We start from the raw sequence: 14779 nt of genomic DNA, 5'->3' as shown, positions 1-14779 counted from the left end.
ACAAAACGGGTCATTTGAACTGTGAATATCTTTAAAGATGTGTTAACAACCTCTTTAAGTATTGTCAACAAAGGGATTCGGTGGTGAGATGTTGATAACCTCCCAAAAATGTGAATTTCTTTAATTGCGAATAGAAAGAATTTTGACAACTTTTGTATGCCCCTGCAGATGAAACCGACTCCGGTTGAAATAGGAACTGAACTGAGTCTGTAAAGGGAAACAAAAGTTTTGATTAATAAACAACTACACATGCGGATGCAAATCTGCAGTGACTGGATTTAGTATTGATTTTAAATAAATAAAGATGGCACAGTTAGAACCAATTTTGGAAGAGAACAAAGGTCGCTTCGTATTGTTCCCGATACAACACGATGACATTTGGTCTTTCTACAAAAAAGCTGAAGCTAGTTTTTGGACGGCAGAAGAAATTGATTTAGCTCCTGACTTGATTGATTGGGAAAACAAATTAAATGACGATGAGCGTCACTTTATCAAACACGTTCTTGCATTTTTTGCAGCATCGGATGGTATTGTGAATGAGAATCTGGCAGAAAATTTCTTATCTGAAGTTCAATATACCGAAGCGAAGTTTTTCTACGGATTCCAGGTGACCATCGAAAACATTCACTCCGAGACGTATTCGTTACTGATTGACACGTACATCAAGGATACCAATGAAAAAAATTACCTGTTCAACGCGATTGATACACTGGATTGTGTAAAGAAAAAAGCTGATTGGGCGCTGCGCTGGATCGATAAAGGATCTTTTGCGGAACGTCTCGTTGCCTTTGCAGCGGTAGAAGGAATCTTCTTCTCCGGATCTTTCTGCTCCATTTTCTGGTTGAAGAAACGCGGGTTAATGCCCGGATTAACGTTCTCAAACGAGTTGATTTCACGGGATGAAGGGTTACACTGCGACTTTGCATGTTTGCTGTACAACAATCACCTGATCAACAAATTACCGAAAGAACGTATCAAGGAAATCATTGTAGATGCCGTTGCGATTGAAAAAGAATTCGTGACAGATGCATTACCGGTAAAACTGATCGGAATGAACAGTGACCTGATGCAACAATACATTGAGTTTGTAGCGGATCGTCTGTTGGTTGAGTTGGGGAATGAAAAGGTATTTAACGCAACTAATCCGTTCGATTTCATGGAAATGATCTCCATTCAGGGGAAAACCAATTTCTTCGAAAAACGTGTCGGAGAATACCAAAAAGCAGGTGTCCTTGCAGGAAAAGAGAACCAAACGTTCTCATTAGATGAAGATTTTTAAAAACCACTAAAAGCTATTAAACACTAGGTTGCTATGTATGTAATTAAAAGAGATGGAAGAAAAGAAGCTGTAAAATTTGACAAAATTACAGCCAGAATTATGAAAATGTGCTACGGTCTTGATCCGTTGGTTTCTCCGGAAGCTGTTGCCATGAAAGTAATTGAAGGAATCTACGATGGTGTATTGACAACAGACCTGGACAATCTGGCGGCTGAAGTAGCTGCTGCCAGAACAATCGACCACCCGGATTATGCGTTACTGGCATCGAGAATTGCCGTTTCCAACCTGCACAAGGAGACGAAAAAGTCATTTTCCGAAGTTGTTGAAGATCTGTACAAGTACATCGATCCGAAAACGGGACAGAATGCATCGTTGATCGCTGATGATGTATACACGATCATCATGGAAAACCGTGAAGTGCTGGATTCAAGCATTATTTATGACCGTGATTTCCGTTACGATTACTTCGGATTCAAAACATTGACGCGTTCTTACTTATTGAAGTTGGACGGACAGATTGTTGAACGTCCGCAGCAGATGCTGATGCGTGTTGCCGTAGGAATCCACAAAACAGATATTCAGGCAGCGTTGAAGACCTACAACCTGATGTCAGAAGGATGGTTTACACATGCTACACCAACATTGTTCAACTCAGGAACACCGAAGCCGCAAATGTCTTCTTGTTTCTTGCTGACAATGAAAGAGGACAGCATTTCAGGAATTTATGAGACGTTGAGGTCGTGTGCCCAAATCTCTCAATCCGCAGGAGGAATTGGTTTGGCAATTCACGACATCCGTGCAACAGGTTCTTACATCAAAGGGACAAACGGAACGTCCAACGGAATTGTTCCGATGTTGCGTGTATTCAACGATACAGCACGTTACGTTGACCAGGGAGGAGGAAAGAGAAAAGGTTCTTTCGCGATGTACCTGGAACCATGGCATGCGGATGTATTCGATTTCCTTGATCTGAAAAAGAATCACGGGAAAGAAGAACAGCGTGCACGCGATTTATTCTACGCATTGTGGATTCCGGACTTGTTCATGCAGCGTGTGAAAGACAACGGAGACTGGACCTTGATGTGTCCGCACGAGTGCCCGGGGCTTTCTGAAACACACAGTGCAGAATTTGAGGCGTTGTACACACGATACGAAGCAGAAGGAAAAGGAAGAAAAACAATCAAAGCACAAGACTTGTGGTTCAAAATTCTGGAATCTCAAATTGAGACAGGAACACCATACATGTTGTACAAAGATGCAGCAAATGCGAAATCCAACCAGCAAAACCTGGGAGTAATCAAGTCTTCCAACCTGTGTACGGAAATTATCGAGTACACTGCTCCGGATGAGATTGCCGTTTGTAACCTGGCGTCACTGGCATTGCCGAAATTTGTGACGGAAGAAGGAACGTTTGATCACGATAAATTGTTTGAAGTAACATATCAGGCGACTTTGAACCTGAATAAGATCATTGATGAGAACTACTATCCGGTAGAAGAAGCGAAAAACTCCAATTTCCGCCACCGTCCGATCGGATTGGGAGTACAGGGATTGGCTGATGCGTTCATCTTGTTGGGATATCCGTTTGAATCGGAAGAAGCACGTGCATTGAACCGTGAGGTTTTCGAAACGATTTATTACGCAGCAATGACTGCTTCTAAAGATTTGGCAAAAGTGGATGGTCCTTACCAGACATTTGCAGGTTCTCCGGCTTCTAAAGGAATCTTCCAGTTCGACATGTGGAATGTGACTCCAACCAGCCGTTGGGAGTGGGATGTATTGAAAGAAGAAGTGAAAAAACACGGAATCCGCAACTCACTGTTATTGGCACCGATGCCAACGGCTTCAACTGCCCAGATTTTGGGTAACAACGAATGTTTTGAGCCATACACTTCTAACATTTATACACGTCGCGTACTGTCAGGTGAGTTTATTATTGTGAACAAACACTTGCTGAAGGATTTGGTAAAAGAAGGATTGTGGAGCAAAGAAATGCGTCAGAAAATCATGGCATCCAACGGTTCTATCCAAAACATCAATGAAATTCCGCAACGATTGAAAGACCTCTACAAAACAGCGTGGGAAATTTCTCAAAAGGCAATCATTGATCAGGCGGCAGATCGCGGAGCATACATTTGTCAGTCTCAATCGTTGAATATTTTCATGGAAAATGCAAACTTTGGAAAATTGACTTCCATGCATTTCTACGGATGGGAAAAAGGATTGAAAACGGGAATGTATTACCTGCGTACAAAAGCAGCGACGGATGCAATCAAGTTTACAATTGATAAAAACGTTGTAGAAGAAGTGAAAACTCAAACGGTTGAAGAGCAGCAGGCCGCAATCGCATGTTCACTGGACAATCCGGACGCATGTGAAATGTGTTCAGGGTGATATCAACAAGATACATTAAAACAACAACACACTAAAAATACAAATGCCGGTTATGAAAAGTAATCGGCATTTTTTGTATCCTATACATTTCCATTATTTCACATGTTACAATGAATCCTATTTCTGATGGCGAATCGCCGTTGTTGTCCAGATGATAATGGATTGAAATGGATAGTATTTTCCTCTGTTGAGCTTCGCAACTGAATGTAGAAAGAAAAGTGATAAATGGAGCAACAGGTTATCTTTTTCAACAACTCATCATTTCGAAATTACGAAGAAAGAGAACATCTACTTCTTCTTTCGTCGATCTTCCAACCATTTCGGCATGGGTTTCTTTTGCTGCGATTCAGATGTGGGTTCTTCCAATAGTTTTTCAATCAAATCCGGGCGGTTGGCCTGTTGCAAACGTCTGCGGATCCAGTCACGGTTTTCTTTTTTGTACCAGAAGAAAAATTTATTCTGATTTTGCTTTTCTTCCCGTGTTTTTACCGTTTTTACAGGTTTGAGGGTATATGGATGTACACCGCTGTAGTAAATCACCGTAGCGACCGTCATTGGTGTTGGAGTAAAATCCTGTACCTGCTCCAATTGAAATCCCATATCTTTGGTTTCTGCAGCAAGATTTGCCATATCCACCTCCTCACATCCCGGGTGCGAAGAAATGAAGTACGGAATCAATTGTTGTTTCAGGTTGTTTTTCTCTGAAATACGATCGTATTTTTCCTTGAATTTATGGAAGTACTTGAACGATGGTTTACGCATAATGCGCAACGTTGCGTCGGAGGTATGCTCCGGGGCTACTTTCAGTCGCCCGCTGACGTGGCGCGTAATCAATTGTTCAATGTATTCGTCGTGGTTCCCGTCGTTGTTATTTTTATTGAAATCATCGACCAATAAATCGTACCGGATCCCGGAACCGATGAATGCTTTCTTCACTTTCGGATGCTGGTCCACCTTGCGGTACAATTCCGTCATGTGCTTGTGATTCGTATCGAGGTTATTGCAGATTACCGGGTGAATACAACTCGGCGAAGAACAACGTGCACAGATCGCCTCGTCCTTCCCCTGCATCCGATACATATTCGCAGATGGCCCTCCGAGATCGGAAATATATCCTTTGAACTCCGGATCGGCAACCACTTGTTCCAATTCATTCAAAATCGATTTTTCACTACGGGATGCTATGAATTTCCCCTGGTGAGCGGAAATTGTACAGAAACTGCATCCTCCGAAGCATCCGCGGTGCATATTGATCGAAAACTTGATCATGTCAAACGCAGGAATTGCTCCCCGTTTCTTGTATTTCGGGTGTGGTTCCCGGGTATACGGCAAGTCAAAACTCTGATCAATCTCTGTTTCCGTCATTGTTTTGTACGGTGGATTGATCACCAATCGTTTGTCTCCGGCATATTGGATGATACGGTTTGCTTGCCATTTATTGGATTCCACTTCAACGATCTTGAAGTTCGCCGCATATTTGATCTTATCCTCCAGACATGCTTCATGGCTGGACAATTCGACTGTTTCCCACGATTTGTTCTTCGGAAGTTCGTCCGCAGCGTCCTGCAAAAAAGCAACCTGTTTAATTGTCTTCAGGTTGGAGAACGGAACCCCCTTTTTGAGTAGTCGCAATAATTCACGCAAGGGTTGATCACCCATTCCATAAACCAGCAAATCAGCGCCAGAATCAACCAAAATACTTGGTTTCAACTGATCTGACCAGTAATCGTAGTGGGTAACACGTCGCAAGGACGCTTCAATTCCTCCGATCAGTACCGGAACATCCGGATACAATTCTTTGAGGATTTTAGAATAAACAATTGTTGCATAATCGGGACGAAAACCCGCCTGTCCTCCGGGAGTGTAGGCATCAGTAGACCGCAAGCGTTTATTTGCCGTGTAATGATTCACCATCGAATCCATACAACCGGCTGTTACACCAAAGAAATACTTGGGTTTCCCGAATTTTTTAAAATCGCGCAGGTCGTCCTTCCAGTTGGGCTGTGCAACAATGGCAATACGAAAACCTTCATCTTCGATTACACGGCCTACTACAGCAGTACCGAAAGCCGGATGATCCACATAGGCATCTCCTGAGATCAGGACAACGTCTATTTCGTCCCATCCCCTTTTTTCCACTTCTTTCATGGTTAGTGGAAGCCAATCCGTTATCGGCCGCTGTTCATTCATTGTGCAAAGGTATGGAGTTTTTGCTGCAGAAGCCGCACAGATCCCGATAAATTATTGAGAAGAAGTAAATTCATTGACACGTACACGAGACATTACCGTATTTCGAATCCTGCTCCGAATCCTTTTTCAGGGACCATAAAACTCAGTTCACCTTCAGCATTTTCAGCCATCAGGATCATTCCCTGTGATTCTACCCCGCGGATTTTTCTCGGTTCCAGGTTGATGAGCACAGCAACCGTCTTACCAACCACATCCTCTGGTTTGTAATGCGCCGCTATTCCCGACACAATTGTACGCTTGTCAATCCCCGTATCGATCAGCAATTTCAGTAACTTGTCTGCTTTTTCCACTTTTTCTGCTTCCAGGATGGTTCCCAAACGAATGTCCATCTTCGTAAAATCATCAAAAGAAGCAGCTTCTTTCTGTGCAGGGAAATCAACAGTCGAAGATACTTGATTCGATTGTTTCAATTTTTCAACTTCCTGTTCTACCAATGTATCTTCAATTTTTGTGTACAAAATTTCCGGTTTTTCCGTTAAATGTCCTGCCGGCAAAATGTCTGATTTTCCTGCTAAATCCCATGTGTTGGTGTCAAAATGCAGGAATTGCCCCAGTTTTTCTGCTGTTTTTGGCAAGAACGGTTGGAGTACAATGCTGAGATTAGCTGTAATCTGCAGCGCAATGTTCATGATTGTTTCTACACGTCCCGGATTTTCTTTTACCAGTTTCCACGGCTCCGTATCCGCCAGGTATTTATTCCCCAAACGTGCCAGGTTCATTGCTTCTGCCTGTGCTTCCCGCAATTTGTAATCATATACCAATTGACTGATGCGTTCAGGAATGGCTTTCATTTCATCCAATACCGCCTGATCTTCAGCCGTGAGCTGTCCCAATGCAGGAACTTTTCCTTCGTAATACTTTTGTGTCAGAACCAACGCTCTGTTGACAAAGTTTCCAAGAATATCCGCCAATTCGTTATTGATACGTGCCTGGTATTCTTTCCAGGTAAATTCGCTGTCTTTGTTTTCCGGAGCAATGGAGGTCAACACATACTTCAACTCATCCAGCTTATCCGGGTATGCAGCGATGTATTCGTGCAACCACACCGCCCAATTGCGTGAGGTAGAGAACTTTTCTCCTTCCAGGTTCAGGAATTCATACGCAGGAACGTTGTCCGGCAGGATCAAACCTCCATGATCTTTCAACAGGATCGGGAAAATGATGGTATGGAATACGATGTTGTCTTTTCCAATGAAATGCACCAGTTTTCGATCACCTGTCCAGTAATCTTCCCAGTTTTTATTGTTGTCAAGTGCCCATTGCTTCGTTGCCGAAATGTACCCGATCGGGGCATCCAGCCACACGTACAATACTTTCCCTTCGCTATTTGGAAGCGGTACTTTCACCCCCCAATCAAGGTCTCTGGTCATGGCACGCGGACGCAGACCACCATCGATCCACGACATGCATTGCCCAACTACCTGGTTTTTCCACTTCTTCGGATCGTGTTGCTGCACACCATCCAGTGTTCCTTGCCTGATCCATTCTTTCAACCATTCTTCATGCCGTTCCATCGGCAGGTACCAATGAGAAGTCTGTTTTAATACCGGTGTTTTTCCACTCAGTGTAGAAACCGGGTTGATCAATTCCAACGGATTCAGTGAAGAACCACATTTTTCACATTGATCCCCGTAAGCATTTGGTGAATGACATTTCGGGCATTCTCCGGTAATGTAACGATCTGCCAGAAATTGATTAAATTCTTCGTCGTAATATTGTTCGCTTGTTTCCTGTGTAAACTTCCCTTTTTCTTCCAATACTTTGAAAAAGTCTTGCGCTGTTTCGTGGTGTAGTTTCGAGGAAGTGCGGTGAAAGATATCAAATGAAATCCCAAAATCTTTGAATGAATCACCAATGATTTGATTGTATTTATCTACAATTTCCTGGGGTGTAATTCCTTCTTTTTTTGCACGCAACGTAATGGCAGCACCATTTTCATCACTTCCACAGATAAATGCCACATCGTGCCCGTTCATTCGCAGGAAACGCACAAAAATATCGGCCGGAAGATAAACTCCCGCGACATGTCCTAAGTGAATGGGTCCGTTGGCATACGGAAGCGCTGCTGTTACTGTGTATTTATTCTTTTGCATACAAATTTGTTCAATGGTTGCAAAGATAGTGTAAATTGGAAAACGGACGATTGGTGAAAGAAAGATTGTGGAACAGGATTCAGGTAAATAAAATCTTCGTAATTTCAGCGTATACATTGATTTGATATGAAACATTTATACCTGCTCCGTCATGCAAAAACCAACCAGGAATCTCCTACCGGAAGCGATTTTGATCGGGAATTGTTGCCAAAGGGCCTCCACCAGTTGAAAGAACTGAACCGATATTTCGAACGGTATCCACTTAATAAACAGACGGATTGCTGGGTTTCATCTGCAAAACGAACCCGGCAGACCTATGAAGGAATCCAGGCAACCATTGATGTGCTACCCCCTGTATTTTTTGAAGATTTGTACCTCGTCTCACATACCAATATCCTGAATAAACTATGGAAGCATACCTCCGGAAATGATCTGTTGATCATCGGACATAATTTTGGTATTTCGGATTTGGCCGGTTATTTTAGTGAGTACTATACCGAAATGGCTACCGGAGAGTTCATTCACCTGACATTTACATGTGATTCCTGGGCAGAAACCAGCAGAGGTCTCGCTACTGTTGCCCATCGTTTTCGTCCATTGAAGGATCTTCTTCCGTAGGCTCAGGATTGTTTGGAATGTAATGGTAAACGATGTAATAACCGGCCGCTCTTCGTTGCTCTTCTTCCTGTTGTCGACGTAATTCCTGTTGTCGTGCAATCCATTGACCTTCCAGATCGGGTGGTTCAATTCCCAGTTCTTTTTCAATTTCGTATTGGTATTTCGGACGTTGTACGGCATCCCGCTTGTATACAAATGCCAGAATCACACCAGCTACTAAGCCCATGAAGTGTCCTTCCCACGAAACATTCGCACGAATCGGGAAAATTCCCCAGATCATATTTCCGTAAATGAAAATAATAAACATGGAAATTGCCTGAAGAGGCAGGTATCGTCGAAGGACTCCTGAAGTAAACAAAAATCCTAACAACCCATAAATTACACCACTTATGCCGATGTGATAAGATCCGTGGTTTTCTGCATATATCCACACCAATGCACCAGTCATTACCCACAATAACAAAAAGACTTTCAGTGCAATATCCCGGTAATAATAAATAAGTACCGCCAACATCAGATACAACGTGACAGAATTATTGAGTACGTGATGGATGTCTTGCTGGGAATGTAATAATGGCATGAAAAGAATCCCTTTCAATCCTTCCACCGAACGGGGAAGCAGCCCCCATTTGTAAAAATCAAGGGAAGAAAGCGCATCAATCCATTGGATAATCCACAACAATGCCACCAGTAAAAACGGGTAAATCAGTGCTTCCAGCGTTGAACCAAAAGGATGTTTTCGTATTTGCATATCCCTGATTCGTCAAAAGTTATGCCCGTAAAAATTTGCAGACAGAATGACAGGAAGCAGTGCGAAGACGTATCGTTGATGTATATAATGAGGTCCTCCCCTTGATCCCCTATAGGGGGAGGACAAAAAGAATTTATTGAATGTATCTGAAATCTTGTCCGTTTTTGATTGTCTTCAACGATTCAAACATCAATCGGATGCAGTTTTCAACATCTTCCTTGCGGCATGTTTCAACGGTTGTGTGCATGTACCGCAACGGCAATGAAATCAATGCAGACGGAACTCCTTCGTGTGAATATGCAAATGCATCGGTGTCTGTTCCTGTAGAACGGGATGCCGCTGCACGCTGGAACGGGATTTTATTATCTTGTGCTGCTGCAATGATTTGCTTCAACAGGTTATTTTGCACCGCAGGACCGTACGTCAATACCGGACCGTCTCCTGATTTAAAGTCTCCGTTTTCAATTTTATCGATCATCGGTGTGTGCGTATCGTGGCAAACATCTGTACAGATCGCTACATTCGGCTTAATTTTACGGGAAATCATTTCTGCTCCACGCAAACCGATTTCTTCCTGTACAGAGTTAACAATGTACAAACCGAACGGCAATTTCGTTTTGGATTCTTTCAGCAAACGTGCAACTTCTGCAATCATGAACCCTCCGATGCGGTTGTCCAGTGCCCGACCTACAAAACGGTTGCTGTTCATGATGCAAAATTCATCTTCAAATGTTACCACACATCCAACATGAATTCCCAGTTCTTCTACTTCTTCTTTGGTTGAACAAGCCACATCCAGGAAGATATTTTTCATGCTCGGTGCTTCATCTTTCGTATGACGCGTATGAATCGCAGGCCATCCGAAGATTCCTTTGACAATTCCCTTATCTGTGTGAATGTTTACACGTTTTGATGGTGCGATCATGTGATCGGACCCTCCGTTTCGCTTCAGGTAAATGAATCCTTCTTTTGTAATGTAGTGAACGAACCATGAGATTTCATCCGCATGGGCTTCGATTACGACTTTGTATTCCGCTTCCGGGTTGATCACGCCGACAACTGTTCCGTAATTGTCAGAAAAATACGTATCAATATATGGTTTCAGGTAATCGAGCCACAATTTTTGTCCTTCCGATTCAAAACCTGTCGGACTTGGATTATTCAGGTAGTTTTCTAAAAACTTAAGTGCATCTTTTTTAATGGTGTATTTCATCGCTGTTTGATTTTACACAAAAATAACAAAGATCGCTTTTAGTGCTTTTTAATTTCTTCACTTATTTTATCAACGAATCGTGTTCACCTCTCAACAAATGCTCGTATTTTTGTACTATGATTTTAGTAACGGGCGGAACAGGTCTTCTTGGAAGTCATTTGCTTTACCGACTGACGGAAAACGGGCATTCTGTGCGTGCACTTTACCGTGACCGGTCTAAAATCTCCGGTGTTCAGCAACTTTTCGATTATTATTCCGACGGACAACCTCATCGGTTTCCATCCATTGAATGGATTGAGGGAGATATTCTTGACCTGGTGAGCCTGGAAGATGCACTCAAAGGCATAGAAACCGTATATCATTGCGCGGCAAAAGTTTCATTCAGAAAACGGGATTTCAAACAGTTGATTCACATTAACCGGTTGGGAACGGCTAATATGGTTAACATGTCGCTGAAAGCAGGGGTTAAAAAATTCGGATATGTCAGCTCCACAGCAGCTATCGGCGGGCAGGAAAATCAACTGGTGAAAGAAAGCAACAAGTGGGTATTGTCTGATCATACCAGCGGTTATGCCATCAGTAAGTACAATGCCGAACGGGAAGTATGGCGCGGTTGTGAGGAAGGAATGGACGTCATCATTATCAACCCATGTGTTATTTTTGGCGCAGGGGATCTGAATGAAAGTTCATTGACGATTTTTAAAACAGTCAAAAACGGGTTGAAGTTTTATTCTCCCGGAAGCAATGCCTTTGTAGACGCACGCGATGTTGCCTTCTGCTTTGTACAATTAATGGAGAGTAGTACCGCGAATGAGCGGTTTATGTGCATCGGTCACAACATGAAATTCGAAGATTCCATCAAGATCATTGCAAAGGAGTTGAACGTAAAACAACCATCGGTTTGTCCTCCGAAATGGTTAGCCTATACAATAGGAAGGTTAAATGAATTTTTTTACCGGATTGCCGGAAGAGGATCTGCCATTACAGTAGAAAGTGCACGCTCAGCATATTCGAATATGACGTATTCGAATGAAAAAATTCAGAATGAATTAAACCACTCATTTTACCCGTTTGAAGAGACAGTAAAAAACGTGGTCGATTTTTACAGGAATACTGTCCGTTAATAACGCTGCAGTTCCTACAATGCTAACAGTATTCGGCTAGAACCGATACGCTTAATTATTTTAGTATATGACACAACCGTTCTCTACCGGAGGAAGTTTCCTACCGGAATATGTTCTCCAACCTGTCAATTATTATACAAACGGGGCTTATCTATGCACTGTTTTTAAGGCATTCCTTTGAACGCCATATTACGGGCAAAAAGAAGTGAAAATACAGCTTCTGATGACGTGCTAACCAGTGTTTGTAGCTTGTTTTCCCTTGTTTTTTATCACAATCGTGAATTATTTTCTCAAATAAGGAAAATAATCGTAAACAATAATTCTCAGCATCATGCTCATTTTTGTAATCTATGGTACACCGAGGAGAAATTGTAGAACAAGCTGTGCGTAAAAGCGGTATTCCGATCGCTACGATTGCCAAGCGATTGGGTAAAAGTCGTCGTTGGATGTATTTGATGTTTGAGAATCCGGATGTACCACTCGAAGTGATCAAGCGGATCGGTGAAATTATTTATTATGATTTCCACGATGAGTTTCCAATGATCTCCGGAAAATCACAATCCTATACCGATACGGGATTGGAGTATAACACAACTGAAACTGCTGAACATTGGAAGAATAAATATTTCAAATTGTTGGAAGAGTACAATGAATTGCTGAAAAAAATAGCATCCGGAATGTCCAAATAAAAAGACATTAAACCAATTGAATAACAATTAGTTATTTCCAAAAATAACTTCCCTTTACACCCATAATCATTATTTTTTTCGAAAAAATTTCATTTTTGATGTAACAAAACATACATCCAAATTGTCTTACCTATATAAAGCGAAAAACAGAATGGATCAACAGACTTTTCAAACAACGGTTTTTGTTCACAAGGACAAGCTGTTTCGTTTAGCGAAAAGGTTATTGATCAGTCAGGATGAAGCATTTGATGCCGTGCAGGATGTGTTGGTAAAGTTGTGGCAAATGAAAGACGAGTTGCACCGGTACAGTAACATTGAAGCGTTTGCGATGCAGTGTATCAAAAATGTTTGCTTCAACCGGTTAAAACATGCAGAAGTCGCTGAACAGCAACGGGAGACAGTGATCAGACAAAAAACAGAAGTGTTTACTCCTGACAATACCAACGAGGTTATTCTGGAGATGATCAACGCACTGCCGCAAAAACAGCAAATGGTGATCCATTTAAGGGATGTTGAAGAATATGAAATCTCAGAGATCGCCGAAATAATGGAAATAGAAGAAAATGCTGTCCGGATCAATCTGATGCGGGCGCGACAAAAGCTAAAAGTTCAACTTGAAAAATTATTCGAATATGAACAGCGACAAAATTAACAGGATGAAAGACGCCTATTTTTCAGGCACTTCCTCCAAAGAAGAAGAAAGACAATTAAAAGAAACGTCCAACGATCCGTTTTTTAACACATTGAAAGCGGAACAACAACAGGAAATGAATTGGAGTTTCGACGAATTTCTGTCTGTTGTGGAACAGGAAGAACCGGTAAAACGTGTAGGAGTGTTTACCTTCAGAAAAATGGTTTACTGGGCAGCGGCATCGGTTGCAGCAGTTTTCTTTGGAGCATTGCTCTTTATGTACAACAGTACACTGGAGAAACCAAAACTGGTGAAACATGAAGTAAAACAAGATCCTGTAATGATTCCAGAGGAAACGCCTGATGAGCAACCAACGGAAGAACCAACGAATGTTCTTCCTGAACAACCGGTCAGAAAGCCTAAAAAAGCCATCACCTACCAAAAAAAGAAACCGCAACCCAGCGAAAGCGCGTACAATCCGGAGTATGTTGTAATCAACGGGAAGCCCATCTACGATTTGGAAGAAGCGAAAGAACTGACAATGAGTTCGCTGAATCTTCTGACAAGCAATGTAGAGAAAAGTGTCTCCAGTATGGAGAATGTGAAGTACCTGTCTATTAAATTTTAATGCAATGAAAATGAAAAATGTAATTGTTGCCTTTGCGCTTATGTGTACAAGCCTGGGCTATAGCCAAACATCGAAGATCAGTCAATTGTTTGACCAATATCAAAACTCGGAGGGAGTTACTTCGATCAAAATCGCAAAACCGATGTTCCAGTTACTGAGTCAGTTGGACATTGAGGATTCGGACCTGTCAAAGATCAAACCGCTGATCAATAAAATCAGTTCATTGAAAATACTGATTGTGGAACGGGATTCTGCCAACACCGTTCGATTTGACAAGCTGCAAAGTGAACTTTCTCTTGCACTGAAAGGATTGAATTATGAGGAATTGATGAACATCAGTGATTCAGGAGAAAATATCCGCATCATGGCCGAAAATACAGAATCCAATATGTTGAACAACCTGTTACTGACAATTAACGGAGGAGACGAAACGATGTTTATGATCCTGGAGGGAATCATCTCGATGGAAGACGTTTCAAAATTAATTAGTAACGAAGAGAAATAAAACAGGAAATTATGATACGAGCACTATTATTATTTGCATTGAGTTCCATCCTGGTTTCTTCCTGTGTGATCTCCAAACGTTCGAATATGAGTTTTGTCCGCAACTCTCAAATTGATTCCGACGCAGAAGTTATGTCTGTCAGTGTATCTACATTCCTGGCCAGACCGATTGTGAAAAAAGCATTGCAGGACGACGACGATGAAGAAAGTGAAGCCATCACAAAACTGGTGAGCAGTCTGAGAGGTGTTCGTGTGTTGGTGATTGAAAATCAACATGATTTCACAAAAATCAACAAACGACTGGACAATTACCTGAACAGAAAGCATTACGAAGAATGGGTATCTGTTGTCAGTGATGGTGACCGCGTAAAGCTAAATGCTAAAGTGAAATCGAATAAAATAAAACGCCTGATGGTCAGTGTGAATTCCACAGATGGAGAAAGCGTCTTTGTTCGTTTAAAAGGAAAGTTTTCACTCGATGACATTTCTGAATCGATCGGAACACTTACGGACAGCAACCTGAGAAAAAAAGTGAAAAAGGAAGAGGAAAAAGATACTGCCGAACAGTTATAGGAACTTCATAAGTCTGTTTAAATTAAGCCAAT

The 14779-nt window shown here is 42.0% G+C and carries 13 protein-coding genes; 9 read left to right on the top strand and 4 right to left on the bottom strand.

Annotated elements, in window-relative coordinates:
• The first annotated feature begins 304 nt into the window (after positions 1–304).
• Entirely contained in the window at positions 305–1279 is a 975-nt protein-coding gene (locus tag H9Y05_RS06940; RefSeq protein WP_163490059.1) for a ribonucleoside-diphosphate reductase small subunit, read from the top strand.
• A gap of 33 nt (positions 1280–1312) precedes the next feature.
• A complete protein-coding gene (locus H9Y05_RS06935) occupies positions 1313–3673 on the top strand; it encodes a ribonucleoside-diphosphate reductase subunit alpha (RefSeq protein ID WP_163490060.1) in 2361 nt (786 codons plus the stop codon).
• 288 nt (positions 3674–3961) lie between these two features.
• Here H9Y05_RS06935 and H9Y05_RS06930 read toward each other — a convergent pair whose 3' ends face one another.
• Entirely contained in the window at positions 3962–5863 is a 1902-nt protein-coding gene (locus H9Y05_RS06930; protein ID WP_163490061.1) for a YgiQ family radical SAM protein, read from the bottom strand.
• 92 nt (positions 5864–5955) lie between these two features.
• Positions 5956–8022, bottom strand: coding sequence for a methionine--tRNA ligase (gene metG / locus H9Y05_RS06925; RefSeq protein ID WP_394366341.1), 2067 nt, complete (start codon positions 8020–8022; stop codon positions 5956–5958).
• 120 nt (positions 8023–8142) lie between these two features.
• On the opposite strand from metG, the gene H9Y05_RS06920 reads away from it, so the two are divergent.
• Entirely contained in the window at positions 8143–8634 is a 492-nt protein-coding gene (locus H9Y05_RS06920; protein ID WP_216713877.1) for a SixA phosphatase family protein, read from the top strand.
• On the opposite strand, the gene H9Y05_RS06915 is transcribed toward H9Y05_RS06920, so the two are convergent.
• Entirely contained in the window at positions 8588–9385 is a 798-nt protein-coding gene (locus tag H9Y05_RS06915; protein WP_216713876.1) for a rhomboid family intramembrane serine protease, read from the bottom strand. The genes H9Y05_RS06920 and H9Y05_RS06915 overlap by 47 nt on opposite strands.
• A 133-nt stretch (positions 9386–9518) precedes the next feature.
• A complete protein-coding gene (locus H9Y05_RS06910; protein ID WP_163490065.1) occupies positions 9519–10598 on the bottom strand; it encodes a M42 family metallopeptidase in 1080 nt (359 codons plus the stop codon).
• A gap of 116 nt (positions 10599–10714) precedes the next feature.
• Between H9Y05_RS06910 and H9Y05_RS06905 the strand changes: the two genes are divergently transcribed.
• From H9Y05_RS06905 to H9Y05_RS06880, 6 genes are all read left to right on the top strand, one after another.
• Positions 10715–11722: an NAD-dependent epimerase/dehydratase family protein gene (locus H9Y05_RS06905; protein ID WP_216713875.1), complete on the top strand. Its 1008-nt coding sequence runs from the start codon at positions 10715–10717 to the stop codon at positions 11720–11722.
• Between the two features lie 350 nt (positions 11723–12072).
• Positions 12073–12411: a hypothetical protein gene (locus H9Y05_RS06900; protein ID WP_163490067.1), complete on the top strand. Its 339-nt coding sequence runs from the start codon at positions 12073–12075 to the stop codon at positions 12409–12411.
• 151 nt (positions 12412–12562) lie between these two features.
• Positions 12563–13063: an RNA polymerase sigma factor gene (locus H9Y05_RS06895; protein ID WP_163490068.1), complete on the top strand. Its 501-nt coding sequence runs from the start codon at positions 12563–12565 to the stop codon at positions 13061–13063.
• Positions 13044–13670 carry a hypothetical protein gene (locus H9Y05_RS06890; protein ID WP_216713874.1) on the top strand — a complete coding sequence of 209 codons (627 nt, stop codon included), beginning with the start codon at positions 13044–13046 and terminating at the stop codon, positions 13668–13670. Before H9Y05_RS06895 ends, H9Y05_RS06890 begins: the two co-directional genes overlap by 20 nt.
• A gap of 10 nt (positions 13671–13680) precedes the next feature.
• Positions 13681–14175, top strand: coding sequence for a DUF4252 domain-containing protein (locus tag H9Y05_RS06885; protein ID WP_216713873.1), 495 nt, complete (start codon positions 13681–13683; stop codon positions 14173–14175).
• Between the two features lie 11 nt (positions 14176–14186).
• Positions 14187–14747 (top strand): DUF4252 domain-containing protein, encoded by a 561-nt coding sequence (locus H9Y05_RS06880; protein ID WP_216713872.1) that lies wholly within the window; start codon positions 14187–14189, stop codon positions 14745–14747.
• Positions 14748–14779: the final 32 nt, after the last annotated feature.

The organism is Taishania pollutisoli, from assembly GCF_014518315.1.
Classification (GTDB): Bacteria; Bacteroidota; Bacteroidia; order Flavobacteriales_D; family Crocinitomicaceae; genus Taishania; species Taishania pollutisoli.
This window is presented reverse-complemented; position numbering and strand designations above follow the sequence as displayed.